We start from the raw sequence: 21075 nt of genomic DNA, 5'->3' as shown, positions 1-21075 counted from the left end.
TCACGTCACTTGCAGGCGAGAGCGGAGTAAGCGGCCTGCTTCGTGGTCGTCACTGCGGCTCCGTCCAGGGTGGCCGTCGCGGTCACCGTCGCCGAGCCCGCGGCCACCGAGGCGGCGCGGGTGGTGAAGGCGTGGGACGCGCTCGACCCCGGAGCGATCCCGGTGAACGACTTCGAGCCCCAGGAGGACGCGATGGCGATCGCCGCCGGGACCTTCGCGTCGTTCCGAGCGGAGACCGTCACCACGACCTTGCCCGCCACGCAGCGGCTGGTGGCCGTCACGGTGGTCGGCACCGTCGCCGCGGAGGCGCGGACGATCGAGAGGCGGTAGGTCGCGGTGGTCGTGTGGTCCTGCGCCGACGACTCGACGACCACGCTCGTCGTGCCCGACGCCGCGAGCGGCACCGTGCGGCGGAGGGTGTCGTCGATCAGCACGCCGTCGACCTTCACCAGACCGCTGGGCACGGCCGGGTCGAGGTCGAGCGAGACGCTGGTCGTGCCGGCCGGCACCGTCAGGGTGTGGTCCCGCACCCCGGCGGCGAGCGCCGGCGAGAGCGTCCCGACGTCGGAGGAGAGCTTCGTCAGCTCCGGGTCCACCGCGTAGGTGGTCGACTCCGTGGTGTAGACCCCGAAGACGCCGCCGACGTAGCTGGACCCGGTGCCCTGGAAGCGCACCGTGACGACGGGGATCTTGCGCCCCTGCGCGTCGAGCACGTACTTCCCGCTCTGGTCGCGCTTGTAGCTGTCCTTCGCGGCGAGGCCGCTGAGGACGGACGCCGGGATCCGGTCGTACTGGACGTACCAGCTCGTCGCTCCGGCCGCTCCCGAGACCACCTCGGTCTTGAGCTTCACGTCGTTGAGGTAGACGTCGAAGGTGCGTCCCGCGTCGCCGCCATAGTAGCGGACGCCGAGGTGGTTGGCCGGCAGGGTCGGGTCGACGATCATGTCGTACTGGAAGTACGCCTCCGCCGAGCGCTCGCCGTCGCGGTAGCCCTCCCCGCGCCAGGTGCCGACTCCGGACCGCGCGGTCTTGTAGTTCTTGTCGGCCTCGCTGTTGTTGTTGTCGAACGAGGTGAGGGAGTCGATGGTCGTCTCGTCGACGCGCAACTGCTCCTTCTGAGTCCGGATCAGCGCCTGCGCCGCGGCCGAGTCGGGCTCGATCAGGGTCATGTACGTCGCGTAGCGGGCGTTGTAGAGGCTGTAGTACGGGGTGAAGACCCGGGCGGCGGAGGCGGCGTCGACGTTCTTCATGCCGAAGCGCATCGTGGTGCGGCCGTTGCCGTCCGCGCCGTCGGGCAGGCGCACCAGGTTGTCGCGGATCGCCGAGGTCCAGGCCGCGGAGTCGCCGACGACGATGTTCGAGTTCACGGACTTGTCGGCCGTGCCCATCCGCACCAGGACGCCGGCGACGTAGGACGCCTCGACGTTCGAGCGGTTGAGCTCGGTCGCCAGCAGCACCGGTCCGTAGCGGAAGGCGGTCCAGTCGGCGCTCTCGGTGTCCGCGACGGCGGCGACCGCGGCGGGCAGCGTCCAGGTGAGGACGTCGCCGGCCGCGACGGCGACGGAGACGTAGCCGGCCTCGGCCGTGACCGTGCGGGTCGCGCCGTTCACGGTCAGCGTCGGTGCTCCGTCGATCCAGGACGGGACGCGCAGCTTCAGGGTCGTGCCCGCGGCCACGGCTCCTCCCGCCAGCGCCTCGACCCGCAGGGTCGCGGTGTCGGTGGCGGGGATGTCCGCCGTCTGGCTCAGCCTCAGGTTGTTCGCCGGGGAGCGGAGCACGGAGGAGCGGAACTGGTTCACGAAGACGGTCTTCGGCTTCTCGAAGTAGATCGAGTCGCCGAGCTTCGTGAAGCTCTCGATGCCGGTGCCGTGGTCGCACCAGAACTCGTCGTGCTCGTGCCCGAAGACCTTCGCGTAGCCCGCGGTCTGCGGCTGGAAGTAGGTCACCATGCCCGTGTCCGGGTTCTGCACCGAGAGGACGCCGTTGATGAACGCCTCCTCGTAGAAGTCGGCGTACTTCACGTCCTCCGTCACCTGGAACAGCGACCGGGTGAGCTTGAGCATGTTGTGGATGTTGCAGCCCTCGGAGGTGGAGTTCTCGCCGTAGCCGGTGGTCTGGCCGTTGGTCGCGTACTCGTGGAGGGTGCCGGGGGCGTGGAAGTGCTCGGACTGGCTGTTGCCGCCGTTGGCGTAGGTGTGGGTCTCGTCGACCATGCGCCAGAAGTTCTCGGCGGCGCGGCGGTACATGTCGAGGTCCGACTTCTCGGCGTCGGTCAGCGTCGCGTAGAGCGCCGGGTCGTCGGTGAAGACGCGGTAGCGCTTCAGCGCGCCGATCAGCTTCGGGATCGTGGTGTTCGCGTGCAGCCCGTTGAGGACGTCCTCGTTGTCCGCCAGCTTGCGGAACAGCGCCGTCTCGTCGAAGTACTCCGCCGCGCGCTTGTGCGCCGGGTCGTGCGTGGTCTCGTAGAGGCGGTAGAGCGCCTCGTTCATCCCGCCGTACTCGGTGTTGAGGAGCTGACCGGGGTTCGCCTGACGGCCCGCCCAGGCGGTGATCCAGCTGCCGAAGCCGCCGGCGACGACGAGCGCCTTCTGCGAGACGGCGTCGGGGGCGTGCTCGTGGGCGTCCAGGAGGCCCGCGAGCACCTTGTGCAGGTTGTAGAAGGGGACGAGCAGGCCGTCGCCGCCCGAGGGGAGGTAGCGGGTCGGGAACGGCGAGACGTAGCCGGCGTTCGCGGGGTCCTTCAGCGCGTAGGCGTCCTGGACCTTCTTCAGCCCGTCGACGGAGGCGGTGAGCTTCGCGAGCAGGGCGGCCTTCGTGGTCGGGTCCTCGGTGGTGGCGTAGGCCTGCGAGAGCGCGGACACGTAGTGGCCGAAGAAGTGGCCCTGGAACCGGGTGCCGTTCTCGCGCTCCCAGCCCCCGTATCCGCCGCTCGTGGTCGGGGCGAGCCCGGCCTCGCGGTAGAAGGAGTAGAGGAACATCTCGGGATCGAGGCTCAGCAGGTACTCGACGGTCTGCTGCTCCCCGTTCTCGAGGTACGGGTCCTGCACGGAGACGTCGGACAGGCCGGCCTCCAGAAGGTAGTTCGACGTCTTCACTCCCCGGGGCTGCACCTGGAGAGTGTAGGTCTTCGTGACCGCGGTGCTGCCCCCGTAGGTGGCGGAGCCGGTGAGGACGACCTGCGTCGCGGAGCCGGTGGGCGGCGTGACCGCGGCCGTGCCTCCGCTGATCGCGACGGTCGCCGGGTCGGAGGAGGTCCAGCTGAGGGCGGACCCCTTCGCGCCGACGGTGGGCAGGGTGAAGCCGGTGCTGGTGCTCGCGGGCGGGGCGACCAGCTCGAGGTCGGCCCGGGCGATGCTCGCGGGGTCGAAGGAGGGGTTGCCGGCCTTCGTCAGGGCGACGACGTCGGTGGTGGTCGCGACGCCGTTGTAGAGCGCGTAGTCGTCGAGCAGGCCGCGCAGGTGCGCGCCGTTGTACTGGGGGCCGTTGAAGCCGAGGGTCTTCGTCGAGGTGCTCTCGGAGCCGAGGACGCCGGATGCGGAGGAGGACGGCGCGGTCTTGACGACGGCGGTCTGCTTCACCCCGTTGCGGTAGAAGGCGACGGCCTTGGTGCTCTTGTCGTACGTGGCGACCACGTGCGTCCACTCCCCCGCGGGGAAGAAGCCGGAGCGGGCGGTCTCGACGGCGACCTTGTACGGCTGACCGCCGGACGGGCCGATCGAGAGGGCGAGCGGAGTGCCGTCGCCCTCGGAGGTGAGGTACCAGCCGTCGGAGTTGTAGGCGGTCTTGTTCCAGGTGAAGACCTGCTCACCGGTCATCGCGCTGGTCGGCTTGTACCAGAACGAGACGGTGAGGTCGGCGGGCTGCAGCGCCGCCGCAGTGCCGAGCGAGATCGCGTTCGATCCGGTGAACTCGAACGCCCGGCCGTTCAGGCCGGTGCCGTAGGAGGCGGTGCCCTTCTGCATCCCGAGGGCGGTACCACGACCGCTGGTGTCGGCGAGCGACCCGTCGAACGGGAGCTCGAGCACCTTCGCGGCGTCGAGCGAGGTGGTGGGGGCGGCCTGGGCCGTGGGGCCGACCGACAGGAGACCCGCCGTCAGCGCCATCACCGCCACGGTGGCCAGGGGGAGTCGTCGTCGCATTCGTAAGGCCTCTCGTCGTTGAGAAATCCGGCCCAGGGGGGCGGGCCGCCTCGAATGTTACCGTGAACACTAGTTTTCGGTGAGGTTTCGGTGAGAGGACTGACAGGGTCCTCGGGCGCTCAGCGGCGCCGGTCCAGAGCCGCCCGGAGGTACGGAGCGGTGCGGCTGCCCGCGGCCTCGGCGACCTCCTCCGGAGTGCCCGTCGCGACCACCGAGCCGCCGGCCCGGCCCGCTCCCGGGCCGAGGTCCACGACCCAGTCCGCGTCGGCGACGACGCGCATGTCGTGCTCGACGACGATCACCGTGTTGCCCGCGTCGACCAGGTGCTGCAGGTGCTCGAGCAGGCGGTCGGCGTCGGCGGGGTGCAGGCCCGACGTCGGCTCGTCGAGCAGGTAGAGCGTGTCCCCGCGCTGGGCGCGACGCAGCTCCGAGGCGAGCTTCACCCGCTGCGCCTCTCCCCCGGACAGCTCGGGCGCCGGCTGGCCGAGCGAGACGTAGCCGAGCCCCACGTCCACCAGCGCGTCGAGGTGGCGGGCGACCTCGCGGTCCTCGGCGAAGGCCTCGCGCGCATCGGCGACGCTCAGCGCGAGGACGTCGGCGATCGTCCGGCCGCCCAGGGTGACCTCGAGGGTCTCGTCGTTGTACCGCGTGCCGCCGCACGCCGAGCAGGGCGCCTCGACGGTCGGGAGGAACAGCAGCTCCACCTCCACGGAGCCCTCGCCCTTGCAGACGGGGCAGCGCCCGCTGGGCAGGTTGAAGGAGAAGCGGCTCGCCGAGAAGCGGCGGCGCTTCGCCTCCGGGGTGGCCGCGAAGAGCGTCCGCACCCGGTCGAACAGGCCCGTGTAGGTCGCGACGTTCGAGCGCGAGGTCCGGCCGATCGGGGTCTGGGTCACCTGCACCACGCGGCGCAGGCGGTCCGCGGGCCCGGAGGCGGTGCCGCGGGTCGCCGCCGCGGCCGCGTCGAGCAGCGGGTCCGCCTCCCCGCCCTCCTCGGCCGGCGCGTCCTCGGCGACGTCGGCTCGGAGCGAGGCGCGCAGCAGATCGGGCAGCGCCTGGTTCACGAGCGTCGACTTGCCCGATCCGGAGACGCCGGTGACCGCGGTGAGAACCCCGACCGGGAACGCGACGGAGAGGTCGTCGAGGGTGTGCCGCGAGACGCCGGCGAGCTCGATCCACTGCTCCGCGGTGCGGCGGGAGCGCAGCGGCGCCGGGTCGCCCTCGGGGAAGAGGTAGCGGCGGGTGACGGAGTCGCGGGCGCCCGGCAGGCCGTCGAGCGGGCCGGAGTAGACGACGGTGCCGCCCCCCGACCCCGCGCCCGGGCCGATGTCGACGATCCAGTCGGCCTCGCGGATGACGTCGAGGGAGTGCTCGACGAAGAAGACGGTGTTGCCGGTCGCCCGCAGGGTCCGCAGGATGCCGAGCAGCGCCTCCGTGTCGGCGGGGTGCAGGCCCGTGGACGGCTCGTCGAGCACGAAGACGACGCCGAAGAGGCCCGAGAGCACCTGCGTCGCGAGGCGCATCCGCTGGAGCTCCCCCGAGGAGAGCGTCGGCGTGGAGCGGTCGAGCGAGAGGTGGCCGAGGCCCAGGTCGACGATCGGCGCGAGGCGGGCGACGAGGTCCTCGACCAGCCGCTGCGCGGCCAGGCGGGTCTGCGGAGCGCCGTCGGCCGGGGTCCAGCCGGGCTCCAGCACGCGCCGCGCGACGACGACCAGCTCCTCGAGCGGGAGCGCCGACAGCTCGGTGATGTCGAGCCCCTCGAAGGTGACGGCGAGCGCGTCGGGCTTCAGCCTCCGGCCGCCGCACACCGGGCACGCGACGCTGACGACGAACGAGGCCGCGCGCTCGCGCATCCGGGCGCTCTTCGAGCCGGCGAAGGTGTCGAGCACATAGCGGCGCACCCCGAGGAACGTGCTCATGTAGCGCGGCTCGTCCCCGGCGGCCACGGACGCGCGCACCTCCGCGGGCGAGCGGTCGGTCCACACGGGAACCTGCGGGGAGTCGGGAGTGTGCAGGATCCAGTCGCGGTCCTCCGCGGGCAGGTCGCGCCACGGAGCGTCGATGTCGTGTCCGAGCGAGATCAGGCTGTCGCGCAGCTGCTTGCCGTGCCAGGCGGTCGGCCAGGCGGCGAGCGCCCCGTCGCGGATCGAGAGGGAGTCGTCCGGCACCATCAGCTCGTCGGGGACGTCGTAGACCCGGCCGATGCCGTGGCAGCTGGGGCACGCGCCCTGCACGGTGTTGGCCGAGAAGTCCTCTGCGAGCAGCATCGGCGCGCCCTCGGGGTAGGCGCCGATGCGCGAGAACACCATCCGCACCACGCTCGAGAGCGTCGTCGCACTGCCGACCGTGGAGCGGGCCGAGCCTCCGGAGCGCCGCTGCGGGAGGGCGACGGCCGGCGGCAGGCCCTCGATCGAGTCGACGTCCGGCACGCCGACCTGGTCGATCAGCCGCCGCGCGTAGGGAGCGACCGACTCGAAGTAGCGGCGCTGCGCCTCCGCGTAGAGCGTGCCGAAGGCGAGCGAGCTCTTGCCCGATCCGGAGACCCCCGTGAAGGCGACGAGGGCGTCGCGCGGCACGTCGACGTCGATGCTCCGGAGGTTGTTCTCGCGGGCGCCGCGCACGCGGACGCGGTCGAGGGGATCGGTGTTTCCAGGCGCGCTCATCCGTACAGCCTGCCGTGCCGGGATGTGGGGCGGCCCGCGCGGAGCGCTGAGGCGCTCGACGCCGAGACGGCCCGCTCCCGGCCGGGGCACCGCGGTGGGGCGGTGTCTCGGCGGGGGCGGGCCGTCTCGGCGTCAGCGGCGCGCGTGCGTCAGCAGGTGCGCGCCGGGTAGGCCGCGGTCAGGGCGCCCGCGGTGAGCGAGGCGGCCGGGACGGAGGCCTGGCGGGTGGTGAAGGCGGCCGAGGCGCTGGCGCCGGGGGCGGCGGTCAGCGTCTGCGAGGCGCCGAACGGCGAGCGGATGACGACCGAGAGGGGCGTCGTGCCCGTGTTCTTCACCACTCCGGAGAGGACGACCCTGCCCGCGACGCAGCGGGTGGACGCGGTGAGCGTCGAGGTCGGTGCCGTCACCACCACGGTCGCGGTGACCGTGACGGCCGTGGAGCTCGAGAGCCGGCGGTCGGCGGCGTTGTAGGCCGTCGATCCGTTCGCGCCCACCCACTGGTTGTCGTTCGCACCGATCGTGCGGACGACTCCGGTGACGGAGTAGCGGCCGGGCGCCGTCGCCACCGCGGAGGTGTTCCAGGTGACCGGCTGCGAGGCGGTGCCGCGGTTGTAGGCGAGCACGACGTCGGCGCGGGCGGGCAGAGCCGCCGCGGCGTCGCCGCCGGAGGCGACCGTCACCTCGCCGAGGTCCGAGCGGACCGCGGAGGCGGCGTCGGCCGAGCGGACCTCGGCGTACTGCCCCGCGGTCAGCGAGACGATGCCGCCGTGCTTGGTCGACGAGGCGAGCGAGAAGCCCGGGTCGGTCAGCTGGGTCCAGCCCGCGTCGAGGTCGTTCGTCACCATCGGCCTGTAGCCGGTCGCGGGGATCACGTCGACATACAGGTACCAGGTGTCCTCGCCGTGGTCCTTGAACACCGCGGGGCCCTCGACCCCGCCGGGGTCGCCGCCGGACCACACCGCGCCGATGCGCGACTGGATCTGCGTCCACGAGGTCGTCGGCAGCCACCAGGTCGCCGAGGTGGTCGACTCCATGTAGATGCCCTTGCCGGTGCCGTTGTCCTTCGAGATCCGGTAGGTCGTGCCGGAGTCCTGGATCAGCGTGGTGTCGATCGTGTCGGCCCCGGTGTCGATGAAGGTGCCGCCGTACGAGTAGGTGGCCTGCGTGAAGTCCGTGGTCGCTCCCCAGAGCACGCGGGAGGATCCGGTGCCCGGCGTGTGCGCCGCGGTCGGGTAGACCGTCGAGGACCAGTAGACGACGAACGCGCCCTTGCCGGGTCCCGCGTAGTCCGGCACCCACGTGGCCTCGGGAGCCCACATCATGCCGGCTTCGAGCTTCTTCGTCCCCGCGGCGTCGAGCGCCACGTCGAACTGGCGGACGTCGCTCCACGACACGAGGTCGCTCGACTCCCAGACGTTCATCTTCGTGCTGCCCTCGGTGGTCCAGTAGCACCAGGTGTCGCAGGTGCTGGGGCCCCGGTCGCCGCCGAAGACGCGGAGGTCCGTGGCGATGATGTAGTACTTCTTCGTGTCGGGGTTGTAGGTCAGGTACGGGTCCCGGACGCCGGTGGTGCCGAGGTCGGAGGCCAGGATCGGCTTCGCGCCGTTCAGCGGGTCCCACTTCTCGGGGTCGTCGCCGCGGGAGACGTCGAGGTAGATCTTCTCGGCGTAGCCCTCGGAGTCCTCGACGAAGTGGACCATCAGGTAGCCGTAGGGGGTGTCGACGCCGACCTGCGGCTCGACGGTCACGGCGATCGAGCGGGTCTGCACGACTCCGCGGATCGACGCCGTCGCGGTGAGCGTCGAGGCGCGCGCGGCCTGGCCCACGGCGGGGCGGTCGGCGCTGAGGGTGCGGCCGTCGGCCGAGACGCGCAGGGTCGGGTCGCTGGAGGACCAGGTCACCGCTCCCCCGTAGTCGGGCAGGTTCGTGGTCGAGTCGTCGACGGTGAGCGGGGCGACCCCGGCCAGCACGGCGGCGGCGATCGGGGAGAACGTGGAGGCGTGCGGCTTCGCGTCGACGGTCGACACGGCCACCACCTCCGCCCCGGTGAGCGCGCGGTCGTAGACGCGGAACGCCGAGACCTCGCCCGTGTAGAACGGGTCGGGGTACGGTGCGCGGCCGATCGTGTTCAGCGACTGGTCGGCCACCGACGAGGGGCGCAGGGCGGTGGGCGCCGAGGCGACCCGGACGCCGTCGACGAAGAACGAGATCGTGCCGGCGCTGCCGTCGATCACCGAGGTGAGGCTGTACCAGCGGTCGGCGGTGAGGGCGGAGGCGCTGCGGGCGTTGTTCTCGCCGTTCCCTCCGCTGGTCGTGATCGCGGTGCGCACGCGGTCGCGGACGGACGCGAACCAGTACTGGTTCGTGCTGTCGCTGCCGATGTTCCACAGGAAGTGGAAGTTCGAGAGCATCGACGCGTCGGCGCGGGTCTCGATCGTGACGGTGGCCGACGAGCGGCCGGTCAGCAGGTTCGCGGGCAGCTGCACCCAGGGGGCCGTGGTGCTGCTCTTGGGGCCGCCGGTGAGGCGGAGCGACGTGCCGGTCCAGAGCGCGTCGGTCGCGTTGCGGACGGTGGCGGCTCCCACGCCTCCGCTCACGGTGTTCGGGACCGTGCTGCCGGTGGTCTGGGTGAACCGGTAGTCGGCGAGGAGGCCCTGCTGCGGGATCACGGCATCGGCCGCCTGCGCGGCCGGAGCAGGGGCGACGAGGCCCGAGAGCAGCACTGCTCCGAGGCCGAGCGCGGCGAGCGCTGCGCGCAGCGGCGCTCGCCGCGCGGGTGTGGTGGTGGGGGGCATGGTGCTCCTTCAGTGGAGTGGTGCTGTTCGAGGGGAGGGTCTCGGGGTGCAGGGCCCTGCTGGGTCGAGCAGCGCCGTCAGGGACGTGTCGGGACCTGCGTGCGGAGCACGGGGGTCCCGACACGCCGCTGAGCGGCTGCTCGACCGGCAGAGGGGGCGGCTCAGACGGCGGAGTCCTTGCTGGTGCGGAGCCCCGTGAGGGGCGTATCGAGACCCGTGCACGGAGCAGGAGGTCTCGATACGCCGCTGCGCCGGCTGCTCGACCGGCAGGAGGGGGTCAGCCGCAGGTGAGCGCGGGGTGGCTCGCGGTGACGGTCGCGGTGCGGCCGGCGTCGTCGGTGCCCGCGACGGCGACCGTCGTGGATCCGGCCGGGACGCTCGTCTGACGGGTCGTCACGGCGGTCGACGTGCTCACTCCGCCGGCGAGCGCGGTGACCCGCTTCGCCGCGGTACCGGTGCCGATCGTGACGTCGACGGGCAGGTCGTCCGCGTTCCTCACGACCGTGGTGACGACGACCTTGCCGGCGACGCACCGCGCGGCCGAGGTCGCCACCGGCTGCAGCGGCACCGTCGACGCCGGGGCGCCGAGCGAGACGCGGAAGCGCTGGCAGTCGTTGTTCAGGACGCTCCACTGACCGATCCTGGTTCCGTTCTGCGCGGAGCAGTTCGACAGGTCGAGCGCCTTGCCGCTGTGCGCGGCCCGCAGCTCGACGGTGCCGTCGTTGCCCGGGCGGAGGCGCCAGCTGCTGCCCGTGACGCCGCACGCGCCCTGGGTGACGGTCGCGCCGTCGGCGGTGGAGCCTCCGGTGACCGCGAGGCACTTGGCGGCGGCCGAGACGGGGTGCATCTCGAGCGCGCCGTCGGCGGCGGAGCCGAAGGTGACGCGCTGGCAGGGCGAGCCGAGCCAGTCCTGCTGCTGGAGCAGGGCGCCGTCGGCCGTGGAGCAGTTCGGCAGGTCGAAGGACTTGCCGGTGACGAAGGACGTGACGGCGACGGGTCCGGCGGGGCGCAGCACCCACTCCTGAGCCGCGGCGGAGGTGGCGGCCGCCTGGCGGACGGTCGAGCCGGACGCCTCCAGCAGCTTGCCGCTGGTGCGGTTCGTCAGGGTCGAGTAGCCGCCGGTGGCCGGGGCGACCGTCCACTGCTGGCAGCTCGTGGTGAGCCATGCGGACTGCTGGAGCCCGGCGGTTCCGGTGGCGCAGCCGACCGGTCCGAGCGCCTTGCCGCTCGAGGCGTTCATCACGCGGAGGGTGCCCTCGCCGGTGGCGTCGAGCATCCAGTTCGCGCGCGGGGTCGAGCAGGAGCCCTGCACGACGCCGGCGCCGTCACCGCTCTGCGCGGAGGAGACGGTGGCGCAGAGGCCGGTGCTGCGGCTGACGAGCTGCCACGGGGCGCCCTCGACGCGAGCGGTGATCGGGGCGTTCTCGCCGCTGGGGACGGGGATGCGGGCCGCGGTGCCGAGCGGAGCGCCGAAGTCGGGCTCGCCGGTCGCCGTCCACTCCACGATGTGCGCGCGGGCCGAGCGCTGGCGGCTGCAGCCGTCGTTCGGGCCGGGGTTCGCGTGGTACAGGTTCCAGGTCTCGGTGCCGTCGGGCGAGTCGAAGAAGTCGTTGTGACCGGTGCCGTACTCGCCGTTCGCCTTCGAGAAGACGGGTCCGTCGCTCTTGGTCCAGGAGGAAGCGAGAACCGGGTCGCCGGTGCCGTCGTACTCGAGGGTGCCCAGCTGGTAGTCCTCGGTGCCGCAGAAGCTCGCCGAGTAGACGATCCAGGTGCGGCCGTCCTTCTGCAGCGGGATCGGTCCCTCGTTGACGGGCATGCCGATGGTCTCCCACGGCTCGACCGGCTCCGAGAGGACGGTGCCGGTGCTGGTCGCGGTCCACGGGTCCGACATCCGGGCGATGTAGTTGCTCTGGAGGCCGTTCCCGGGCTGGAACTCGGACCAGGTCATGAACAGCTCGCCGTTCAGCTCCAGGTACGCGCCGTCGATGTTCCACCGGTCGGTCGGCACGGGGCGGCCCTTGTAGGTGTACGGGCCCATCGGGTCGTCCCCGGCGCTCTCGATCACCTGCAGGTGCTGGCCGTCGAAGTTCCCCGCGGTCCCCATCGTGTACATGAGGTACCAGCGCCAGCCGTTCGGGCCCTGGAGCCGCTGCAGCTCCGGCGCCCACATGTTGGCGTTCCGGCCGGGGTTCGTGTCGGTGTAGACGGTGGTCGGGGCGGTGGTGCCGAGCGCCGCGAGGGTGGGCGCCTTCCGCATCACGACGCGGTTGTCCCAGGTCGTCGCGACCATGTAGTAGTTGCCGTCGTGGAACTCGATCGTGGGATCGGCGGTGTCCGGAGCGATCGGGTTGGTGAAGGTCGGCTCGCCGAGGGCGACGGCCGGGGAGGCGGCGGTGAAGGGCAGGGCCACCACCGCGGCGAGCAGGATCAGCAGCCCGGCCGTGAGGCGGCGCCGGAGCCCCGCGGATCGGGGGCGCTCGGTGTCGGCGGGCGTCGGTGCGGTCGTCATCGTGACTCCATCGTCAGGGGGCGGCGTGGGGCCCGGAGACGCACCGTGAGCGGCGCGCCCCCGGGGGCGGAGGGCTCCGGGGAGGCGCCGGAGGGCGCCGCGGAGAGAGGCGCCGGAGGGCGCCGCGGAGAGAGGCCCGGTGGACCTCGGAGAAGGACTGGCCGTGACTCGCAGGATCCGGCGCGACCTCCACCTCGAGGTCTCCGACGCCGCCGGCTGCACGGTTTGTTCACGGTAACAGGACGTTTGCGCAAACTCAACGGCCCCCGTCAGAGGGGGTGGCATCGGCTCGCGGCACCTGCGGTCCCCGCGGTCGCGTTCGTCACGGAGGAAGGATTCGCGGTGCCCCGCGGAACGGCGCGGATCAGGAGGGCCGGATAGGACGTTCGCCCTTGAGTTGCGAACAGCACTGCCTTCCCGAGCCGCCGTTCCCGGCCCTCCTCTGCCGCCACTCCGCACCTCCGCCGCCGCTGTCAAGAGGGGAGAGACGGGCCGCGCCCCTCGCCTAGGGTGCCGGGATGCCCCGCACCCGGACGTCCCGCGCCGCCCTCGCCTGGCGGGAGGCGGTCACCGGCTCGCGCCTGATGCTGGCTCTCAAGACGGCGCTGGCGGTCGGCATCGCCTGGGCCGTCGCGCCGCTCGCTCCCGGAGTCGCGGAGCAGTACCCGTACTACGCGCCGCTCGGCGCCCTGGTCAGCATGTACCCGACCCTGATGGGCTCGGTCCGCACCGGACTGCAGACCCTGCTCGGCCTGGCGGCGGGGATCGGGCTCGCCGCCCTCGTGGTGGTCACCGTCGGCCCGACCTGGTGGACGATCCCGCTCGTCGTCGGGATCGGCGTGGTCCTCTCGGGGACGGGGTGGTTCGGCGCGGGCCGCGAGTACGTGCCGATGGCGGCCCTCTTCGTGCTGATCATCGGCGGGGCCGACGCCGAGGACTACTCCCTCGGCTACCTCGTGCAGATGGCGGTGGGCGTGGCGGTGGGGCTGCTGGTGAACGTGGTCGTCGCCCCCGGGCTCACCGTCGAGGCGGCGTCCGCCCGGGTCGACGCGTTCCAGCGCGAGCTCGCGGAGCACCTGCGCCAGCTGGCCGCCGCGCTCGAGGAGACGTGGCCGCCCGAGCACGAGGCGTGGGCGCGCAACGGCGAGGAGCTGGCCCGGACGGCGGAGGAGGTCCGCGCGGCCCTCGCGGACGCGGACGAGAGCCGCAAGGGCAACCCGCGCGCGCTGCTGCACCGGCGCGACTCCCGACCCGACCACCTCCGCCTCGAGACGCTCGACGCGATCCTCTTCCACGTCCGCGATCTGAGCGGCGCCCTCGCGGACACCATCTGGGAGCGGCCGGGCGCGCTCCCGTTCGATCCGGCCCTCGGCCCGCCGCTGAGCGAGGCCTGCCGGGCGGTCGCCGACGCGATCGACCGCGACGACGCCGGCTCCCCCGCCGCGCACCGGGCGATCGGGGGCGCGGCCCGCGCGATCCGGCACCTCGTGCAGGTCGTCGACGAGCGGACCGCCGCGACCTCCCGGACCCTCGGGCCCGGCGTCCTCGCGGCGATGCACCTCCGCCGCGTCCTGGTGCGCCTGCAGCACGACGGCGCGGAGCCGCAGGAGGAGTGAGGGCTGGCGCCTCCTGTCCCATACTGATATGGTGATGAGACATCAGGAGGACGGGGACGACGTGGAGCGGACGGTGACGACGACGAGCCTCCGTGGTCGCACGCCGGAGCGTGCGACCACGGAGGCTCACCTGGCCTTCGGGCAGGCGCTACTCGCAGACGAAGAAGGCGACCTCCACGTAGCCCATCGTCTGCGAACGGGTGTCGACGTCGGAGTTCTCGACGGTCACGCCGGACGCGGCGAAGCTGCTGCCTCCTGCGCCCGTCGACGCGTTGGCCGCGTAGGAGCCGCCACCGCGCACCCACAGGGAGGTGCCGCCGCCGGCACCGCCGAAGTAGCCGCCGCCGCCACCACCGGACGCGTAGGTCACCTGGCGGCTCGCGTTCGTCCTGGCTGCGCCGGCACCGCCGTCGCGCCCGGAGCCCGGGCTGCCGAGAACCGTCTCGGTCACGTTGACCGTCGTCACACCGGGCTGCCCCGGCCCGGTCTGGCTTCCGCCAGTGCTCCGGGCCTGCTCGGTGGAGCCGGTGCTGCTGTCCGCGCGCGAGACGGCGCTCTCGTAGCCGGAGCCGCCGGCGGGACCGCCGGACCCCGCGTTCGGCCCGACGCGGGCGGACCGGGTGAAGTCGTTCGAGGTGAAGCCGGCTGCGCTACCGCCGCCGCCGCCCGCGATGACGAGCAGGGAGCCCGCGGCGGTGATCCCGCTGGCCCCGCCCCCTCCTCCGGAGCCGATGTAGCCCGGAGTGCCCGGAGCCCCGCCGTTGCCGAGCCCCCGGCCGCCGGCCTGGTTGCTGCCGCCCGAGCCCGCGGTGATGACGATCTCGGACGCTCCGCCGAGCGCGTCGACGGGGATGGTGCCCGTCACCCGCGCACCGGCGCTGGTGACGTCCGACCCGGTGCGGACGCCGCCGCCGTCTCCGCCGACCGCCGTGAAGCGGACCCACTGGGTTCCCGCGGGCACGGGGATCGTCCGGGCCGCGAGCGCGGTGGTCGAGGTGGCGTCGATGCGCTGCGCGTCCTGCAGGGCGCACTGGGGGGCGGTTGAGGCCGACGCCATCGGAGCGGCGATCGAGGCGGCCACAACAGGAATCGCCCATGCGGCGCCCTTCACCACGGTTCGGCGCTGGGTCAGACGATCGGGGGCGCCGGTCGGCGTGCTGGTGTCTTCGTTCTGCATCGGAGTCCTTCTGTCATCGTGCACCCCTGGGTATCGGGGGCAGAGTCGGGTGAGAGGCGCGGGAGGATGCCCGTGCCGCTCCGACAGAGTCGCCTGCTCCGCGACGGGGCACGCCGCTCGAGGCCGCTCTGGCGCGAACCTGCCCTGAGGCGGCGCGCCGCGCCTCCCGCGCCTCATCCTCAGCAGCTTCTCCGCAGCGCCGACCAGTCGTGGACGACGTCACAGATGCCCCGTCGGACTCGCCGATACGGACCCTCCGAGCGGGCGGCCCGACTCGCGAGCACCCCGGACCGAGCGGCCCGGAGAGCCCGCGACGGCCGAGCGCAGAACCCGACGTCAGTCCGGCGCCGGCCCGCGACGGCCGAACGGGCAGCCCGGCGTCAGCCCGGCGTCACGCCCCGACGGCCGAACGGCCAGCCCGGCATCAGCCCAGCGCCAGCCCGGCGTCAGCCCGCGTCGGCGAGCAGCGCCTCGCGGTCGAGCCGCTTCGCGTAGCAGCGCGCGCTCGGCTCGTCGCCCCAGTAGCCGTAGCCCGCGATCGGGTCGTAGCCGGCGCTCGCGTAGAGCGCCATCGCTTCCGGCTGCTCCGTGCCGGTGACCAGTCGGAGCAGCTCCACGCCCTCGCGGGCCGCCAGCCGCTCGACGCCGGCGAGCAGCACGCGACTGAGCCCGCGGCCCCGCGCGGCGCTCACCACGAACATCCGCTTGATCTCGCCGATCCCGTCCTCGACCGCGAGCGCCACGCAGCCGACGAGCCCGCCGTCGACCTCGAGCAGCAGGGTCGGAGCGTCGGCGGGCGGACGCGGACCGGTGTCGTCGCCGCCGTAGCGGGCGAGGAGGTCGGCCTCCTGCAGGGCGAAGAGGTCCGTGGCTGCCGGGTCTCCGGCCGTGGTCTCGATCAGGCGGTGCACGGCACGATGCTACGGCGCGGCGGCGAGCCCCGCGGCGATCCCGGTCAGCTGCTCGAGCACGGCCCGCACGGCCGAGCGCTCCAGCGTCTCGGGCCGGGCGAGGCAGTCGATGTGACGGCCGAGCCCCGGGATCCCGAGCGGCCGCAGCACCACCTCCGGCGTGCGCCGCAAGTCGGTCGTGTACCGCGGCAGCAGCGCGACGCCGTCGCCCGCCGACACGACCGCCGCCGCGACCAGGAAGTCGTTGATCCGGTGCGGGATGCGCGCGTCGCCGCCCGCGAGGACCGCGATGGCGTCGATCGCCCGCTCCAGGGGGAAGCCCTCGTGCACCGCGACCCACTCCTCGTCGCGGAGGTCGGCGGGACGGACGACGTCCTTCGCGGCGAGCGGATGGTCGCGGCGGAGCGCGAGGTCGAGCGGCTCGAAGAGGAGGGGCGTGGAGCGCACGGTCCCGGGCCACTCGGCGCTGCCGGCGAGCCGGTGCGCGACGACCAGGTCGTGATCCGCGGTCAGCCCGGCGAAGGCGCTCTGCGCCACGTCGAAGTCGGCGAGCGCGACGCCCGGCCGACCCGGTGCGCGCAGCGCCTCCAGCAGCGGGCCGAACATCGCCAGCCCCGCGCTGTGGAACGCGGCGACCGAGACGGTGCCGCTCGGCTCCCCCTCGAAGTCCGCGACCGCCCGGGCCGCGCGCTCGAGCGCCACCTCCACCTCGACCACGGCCGCCGCGAGAGCGCGGCCGGCGGGGGTCAGCGCGGTCCGGCGCCCGTCGCGGAAGGTCAGCGCCGTCGGAGTGCGGCGCTGCAGCGCGCTGATCTGCTGCGAGACGGAGGAGGGGGACACCCGCATCGCGGCGGCGACGGCGGCGATGCTCCCGCGCTCGCCGAGCTCCCGCAGAGCCCTGAGCTGTCCGAGTTCCATGAGTTCCAACTTACGCGTCGGCGAAGAAGATGCAGTCTTGTCCTTCGGGTCTCCGTGCCGCCACGATGAGCCGTGCGCGCTCTCCTCTCCCGCTTCCGGGTCGACCTCCTCCTGCTCGTGGTCGCCGCCTCCTGGGGCTCGACCTACTTCGCGGCGAAGGAGCTCGTCACCGACTTGAGCGTGATGGCGCTGCTCGGCTCGCGGATGACCCTCGCCGCGCTGTGCCTGGCCGTGATCGTCGCGGCGCGGCGGCACCGGATCACCGCGGCGGAGTGGCGGGTCGGCGTGACCATCGGGGCGCTGCTCGCGACGATCTTCGCGCTCGAGACCTACGGCATCGCCGGCACCTCCGCCACCAACGCGGGCCTCATCATCAGCCTGACGATCGTGATCACGCCGATCCTCGACTCCGCCGTCTCGAAGCGCCGGCTCCCGGGCCGCTTCCTGCTCGCATGCCTCGTCGCGGTCGTCGGGGTCGCGCTGCTCGCGGGCAACGGCGCCCTCCGCCCGCTCTCCCCCGGTGACCTGCTGATCCTCGGCGCCGCCGTCGTGCGGGCCGTGCACGTCACGTCGATGCACCGCCTCTCGGCGCGGGCGCCGATGGACTCCCTCCGCCTGACCACGGTGCAGCTCGGCACCTGCGCCGTCGTCTTCAGCGCCGCGTCGCTCGTCGTCGGCGTGCCGATCCCCGAGTACGTCGCGGGGCTCGACCCCGTGGGCGCCGGCCTGTTCCTCTACCTCGTCCTGGTCTGCACCGTCTTCGGCTTCCTCGTGCAGACGTGGGCGGTCCGCCGCACCTCCCCCTCCCGCGTCAGCCTCCTGCTGGGCACCGAGCCGGTGTGGGCCGCGGTCGTCGGAGTCGCGCTCGCCCGCGACCCGATCGCGCCGGTCGGCTTCCTCGGCATCGCGCTGATCCTCGCGGGCACGGCCTGGGGGCGCTCCCTCGAGCAGCGGACGGCACCCGACGTGCCGACCGTGGCGGCCGCTCCGGAGGCGCTGCTCGCCCCCGAGCCGGAGGACGAGCACCGGCGTCCCGTCGAGCGGTAGCCGGGTCAAGGGACTCGCGTGCGGCGCCCCGATGTGGGGGAATCGGATCGGGAGGCGTCCGCCGCGGGCGCCGCCGGAGGAGGATCCATGTCGCTCAGCGTGCTGTTCATCGGCGGGACGGGCATCATCAGCGCCGCCTGCGTCCGCGAGGCGCTGCGGCTCGGCCACGACGTGACCGTGCTGAACAGGGGGCGGACGTCGCTCCGCCCGCTGCCCGACGGCGTCCGCGAGGTGCAGGCCGACGGCCGCGACCGCGACTCCGTCACCGCCGCCCTCGGCGACCGGAGCTTCGACGCCGTGATCGACTTCGTCGCCTTCACGCCTGAGCACGTGCAGCAGGACATCGACCTGTTCGCCGGCCGCACGGGCCAGTACGTCTTCATCAGCTCGGCCTCGGCCTACCAGAAGCCGCCGCGCAGCCTCCCGGTCACCGAGTCGACTCCGCTCCGGAACCCCTACTGGCAGTACTCCCGCGACAAGATCGCGTGCGAGGACCTGCTCGTGGCCGAGTACCGCGCGAGCGGCTTCCCGGTCACGATCGTCCGCCCCTCGCACACCTACGACCGCACCGCGCTGCCCGTCGACGGAGGCTGGACCGTCGTCGACCGGATGCGCCGCGGCCAGGAGGTGGTCGTCCTCGGCGACGGCACCTCGCTCTGGACGCTCACGCACGCCGACGACGTCGCTGTCGGCCTGGTCGGTCTTCTCGGCGCCTCCGCCGCGATCGGCGAGGCGTTCCACATCACCGGCGACGAGACGCCGACCTGGGACGAGATCCACCGCGACCTCGCCGCGGCGGCCGGAGTCGAGTCACGCCTCGTGCACGTCGCCTCCGACGCGATCGCCGCGGCCGACCCCGAGCTCGGTGCCGGGATCATCGGCGACAAGGCGCACTCGATGGTGTTCGACAACGCGAAGATCCGCCGCCTCGTCCCGGCGTACTCCCCCTCGGTGCGCTTCCGCGACGGCGCCCGCGAGATCGTGGAGTGGTACGACGCCGACGAGTCGCGCCGCGTGGTCGACGAGCGGATGAACGGCCTGTTCGACGCGCTGATCGAGCGGTACCGGCCGCGCCCGCTGTGAGGGTCGGGCGGAGGGGGTGCGCGAGTCCGCCGGCTCCGCCCCTCCCGGCCGCTGCACCCCGCTCGGCTCCTCCACCTGCGCCGGCGCCCCCGTTCAGCCGATCGGCTCGAGCCGCACCAGGAACCCGCCCGGCACTCCCGGCTGCAGCTCCTGGTACTCGGACGGCACGCGGTAGGAGCCCTCGCCGACCGCGGTCACGGTGAACGCGTCGTCCGTGCGGGTCCCCGCGAGGAAGACCGTGTAGACGTCGGTGCCGTCCTCGGTGGTGCGCTTCCCGGCCGCCGCGCCGACCCAGCGGTGCCCGCCCGGATCGGCCGTCGCCGTCTCCCCGAGGGTCGCATCGATCGCGGCCGGGTCGACGCCCACAGTGCGGATCCCGTCCTGGCACTCGCGCCAGACGCCCGTGAATCCCGGGTCGGGGTCGGAGTAGCAGAACATCATCGACCCGTCGGGCGCGACGTGCAGGTCGCCGTAGCCGCCGACCACCGGCCCGGAGACGGGGGCGGTCGTGGGCCCGGTCGTCGGCTCGGGGTCGGCCGGCGCGGTGCACCCGGCGAGCGCGAGGACGAGCACCGCCACCGCTCCCGCTCGCCACCTCATGTGCGCAACCTACTGGAGCCGCGCCCCCGCCCGTCCGTGTGCCGGGCCGGAAGTCGGCCGAGCGTCCGCCGGGAGCCGGACCGCCCTCAGACCAGCCGGCGGCCGCTGAAGCGGTCGACGGGGGCGTCGTGCCGCATCGCCCGCTCGTACATCCGCCGGAACGGCTCGGTGAGCACGCCGTTCGTGCGGTCCAGCGAGTCCTGCCAGGCCACGATCTCCCCCAGCTGCGCGGCGAGATCCGCGCGGAGGGCCGCCTCGTCGACGGTGGTCGAGACGCCCTTCGAGACGACGACCCGGCCCGCGACGATCACGGTGTCGATCGACGAGCCGTTCTCGGAGTAGACGAGCTGGTTCTCGAGCCGCTGGCGCGGGGTGAAGTTCAGCGTCTCGAGGTCGTAGACGACGAGGTCGGCCTGCTTGCCGACCTCGATGCTGCCGGTGACGTCGTCGAGCACGGCGCTGCGCGCGCCTCCGATCGTTCCGGCCGTGAGCACCTCGGACACGGTCGGCCAGGTGGCGATGTCCGGATCCGTGACCTTGTGCAGGAGCGCCGCGGCCTTCACGACGTCGAGCATGCGCGGAGAGTCGCTGCTCGAGCAGCCGTCGGTGCCGAGGCCGAGGTTCACGCCCGCGTCGTGCAGCGCGCGCCACGGGGCGATGCCCGAGCCGAGCTTGAGGTTCGAGATCGGGTTGTGCGAGACGGACGTGCCGGCGGCGGCGATCCGCTCCATGTCGGAGTCGGTGAGCCAGATCCCGTGGGCGAAGGTCGTGTTCGGCGAGAGCGCGCCGATCCGCTCCATGTACTCGACCAGGGTCGAGCCGTAGGACAACTCGCCGGTCACCAGCTGCGTCTTCGTCTCGAGGACGTGGATGTGGCACTCCGCCCCGTGCTCGAGCGCCAGCTCGGTCGCCCCCACGAGCAGCTCGGGCCCGCACCGCTGAGGAGCGGACGGGGCGACCATGTAGCGCAGCCGCCCGCCTCCCCTCCCGTGCTGGGTCGCGAACGCCTCGCGGCTGAAGGCGAGGTAGCCCTCCGTCGTCGGGCGCGACGCCGACCGCGCTTGGTCGAGGATCTCCGCGGGCACGTACTCCTCGAGGAACGGCATCGTCTCGTGGAAGGGCCTGCTGATCACGTGGCCCGAGATGTTGGCGCGGACTCCGATCTCGTCGTACGCGTCGAAGACCGCGGCGAGCTGCTCCGCGTCCTGGTCCGGGTTCTCGAGCACGTCGTCGACCAGGGTCGTGACCCCGGCCTTCAGCGATTCGAGGGCGAAGAGCGACGAGCGCAGCCGCACCAGATCCGGAGCGACGCGGCTGTTCCCGAGGATCGGGTACGACAGCAGCATCCACAGCTCGAGCGGCAGGTTGTCGTAGCGGCCCTTGTAGAGGTACTCCCACGAGTGGGTGTGGGCGTTGACGAAGCCGGGGACCACCAGGCGGTCGCGCCCGTCGATCACCTCGTCGCCCGGCTCGGGGACGAGGCCCGGGCCGATCGCGACGATCAGCTCGTCGACGATGCGGATGCTCGCCGTGATCGGGACGGCGCCCGAGACCGGGTCCATGGTGATCACGGCGGCGTCGGAGAGGAAGAGGGGCATGGCGGTTCCGTTCGTGGTGCGG

12 protein-coding genes are annotated in these 21075 nt (G+C 73.0%); 3 read left to right on the top strand and 9 right to left on the bottom strand.

Annotation, left to right across the window (positions count from 1 at the left end):
* Window positions 1-5: 5 nt before the first annotated feature.
* From GTU71_RS14425 to GTU71_RS14410, 4 genes are all read right to left on the bottom strand, one after another.
* A complete protein-coding gene (locus GTU71_RS14425) occupies window positions 6-4139 on the bottom strand; it encodes a beta-L-arabinofuranosidase domain-containing protein (RefSeq protein WP_159940719.1) in 4134 nt (1377 codons plus the stop codon).
* A 119-nt stretch (window positions 4140-4258) separates the two neighbouring features.
* On the bottom strand, window positions 4259-6799 hold the full coding sequence (locus GTU71_RS14420; RefSeq protein ID WP_159940717.1) for an excinuclease ABC subunit UvrA: 2541 nt from the start codon (window positions 6797-6799) through the stop codon (window positions 4259-4261).
* A gap of 149 nt (window positions 6800-6948) precedes the next feature.
* Entirely contained in the window at window positions 6949-9594 is a 2646-nt protein-coding gene (locus GTU71_RS14415) for a LamG-like jellyroll fold domain-containing protein (RefSeq protein ID WP_159940715.1), read from the bottom strand.
* A 277-nt stretch (window positions 9595-9871) separates the two neighbouring features.
* Complete coding sequence (locus GTU71_RS14410; protein WP_104283015.1) at window positions 9872-12103, bottom strand: RICIN domain-containing protein; 2232 nt, start codon at window positions 12101-12103, stop codon at window positions 9872-9874.
* 518 nt (window positions 12104-12621) lie between these two features.
* Between GTU71_RS14410 and GTU71_RS14405 the strand changes: the two genes are divergently transcribed.
* Window positions 12622-13719 (top strand): aromatic acid exporter family protein, encoded by a 1098-nt coding sequence (locus tag GTU71_RS14405; RefSeq protein ID WP_159940713.1) that lies wholly within the window; start codon window positions 12622-12624, stop codon window positions 13717-13719.
* A 148-nt stretch (window positions 13720-13867) separates the two neighbouring features.
* Here GTU71_RS14405 and GTU71_RS14400 read toward each other — a convergent pair whose 3' ends face one another.
* The 3 genes from GTU71_RS14400 to GTU71_RS14390 form a co-directional block, all read right to left on the bottom strand.
* Entirely contained in the window at window positions 13868-14896 is a 1029-nt protein-coding gene (locus tag GTU71_RS14400; protein ID WP_159940711.1) for a hypothetical protein, read from the bottom strand.
* Between the two features lie 446 nt (window positions 14897-15342).
* On the bottom strand, window positions 15343-15807 hold the full coding sequence (locus GTU71_RS14395) for a GNAT family N-acetyltransferase (protein ID WP_104226986.1): 465 nt from the start codon (window positions 15805-15807) through the stop codon (window positions 15343-15345).
* Window positions 15808-15816: 9 nt separating this feature from the next.
* Window positions 15817-16725, bottom strand: coding sequence for a LysR family transcriptional regulator (locus GTU71_RS14390; protein WP_104222489.1), 909 nt, complete (start codon window positions 16723-16725; stop codon window positions 15817-15819).
* A 72-nt stretch (window positions 16726-16797) separates the two neighbouring features.
* Here GTU71_RS14390 and GTU71_RS14385 point away from each other — a divergent pair, with 72 nt between their 5' ends.
* A complete protein-coding gene (locus GTU71_RS14385) occupies window positions 16798-17772 on the top strand; it encodes a DMT family transporter (protein ID WP_208543594.1) in 975 nt (324 codons plus the stop codon).
* Between the two features lie 87 nt (window positions 17773-17859).
* Window positions 17860-18855, top strand: a complete 996-nt coding sequence (locus GTU71_RS14380; protein WP_159940709.1) for an SDR family oxidoreductase — start codon at window positions 17860-17862, stop codon at window positions 18853-18855.
* Window positions 18856-18948: 93 nt separating this feature from the next.
* Here the strand turns inward: GTU71_RS14380 and GTU71_RS14375 are convergent, their stop codons facing one another.
* Both GTU71_RS14375 and GTU71_RS14370 read right to left on the bottom strand, forming a co-directional pair.
* A complete protein-coding gene (locus tag GTU71_RS14375; protein ID WP_146084862.1) occupies window positions 18949-19455 on the bottom strand; it encodes a hypothetical protein in 507 nt (168 codons plus the stop codon).
* Window positions 19456-19541: 86 nt separating this feature from the next.
* Window positions 19542-21053 carry an amidohydrolase gene (locus GTU71_RS14370; protein ID WP_104269297.1) on the bottom strand — a complete coding sequence of 504 codons (1512 nt, stop codon included), beginning with the start codon at window positions 21051-21053 and terminating at the stop codon, window positions 19542-19544.
* Between the last annotated feature and the right edge of the window lie 22 nt (window positions 21054-21075).

Origin of the sequence: Rathayibacter sp. VKM Ac-2762, assembly GCF_009866585.1 — a bacterium.
Taxonomy (GTDB): domain Bacteria; phylum Actinomycetota; class Actinomycetes; order Actinomycetales; family Microbacteriaceae; genus Rathayibacter.
This window is presented reverse-complemented; position numbering and strand designations above follow the sequence as displayed.

Coding starts and splice junctions, on each gene's coding strand:
- GTU71_RS14420 (WP_159940717.1), bottom strand. CDS start 6,799: ATGAGCGCGCCTGGAAACACCGATCCCCTCGACCGCGTCCGCGTGCGC.
- GTU71_RS14425 (WP_159940719.1), bottom strand. CDS start 4,139: ATGCGACGACGACTCCCCCTGGCCACCGTGGCGGTGATGGCGCTGACG.
- GTU71_RS14400 (WP_159940711.1), bottom strand. CDS start 14,896: ATGCAGAACGAAGACACCAGCACGCCGACCGGCGCCCCCGATCGTCTG.
- GTU71_RS14370 (WP_104269297.1), bottom strand. CDS start 21,053: ATGCCCCTCTTCCTCTCCGACGCCGCCGTGATCACCATGGACCCGGTC.
- GTU71_RS14405 (WP_159940713.1), top strand. CDS start 12,622: ATGCCCCGCACCCGGACGTCCCGCGCCGCCCTCGCCTGGCGGGAGGCG.
- GTU71_RS14390 (WP_104222489.1), bottom strand. CDS start 16,725: ATGGAACTCGGACAGCTCAGGGCTCTGCGGGAGCTCGGCGAGCGCGGG.
- GTU71_RS14380 (WP_159940709.1), top strand. CDS start 17,860: ATGTCGCTCAGCGTGCTGTTCATCGGCGGGACGGGCATCATCAGCGCC.
- GTU71_RS14415 (WP_159940715.1), bottom strand. CDS start 9,594: ATGCCCCCCACCACCACACCCGCGCGGCGAGCGCCGCTGCGCGCAGCG.
- GTU71_RS14375 (WP_146084862.1), bottom strand. CDS start 19,455: ATGAGGTGGCGAGCGGGAGCGGTGGCGGTGCTCGTCCTCGCGCTCGCC.
- GTU71_RS14410 (WP_104283015.1), bottom strand. CDS start 12,103: ATGACGACCGCACCGACGCCCGCCGACACCGAGCGCCCCCGATCCGCG.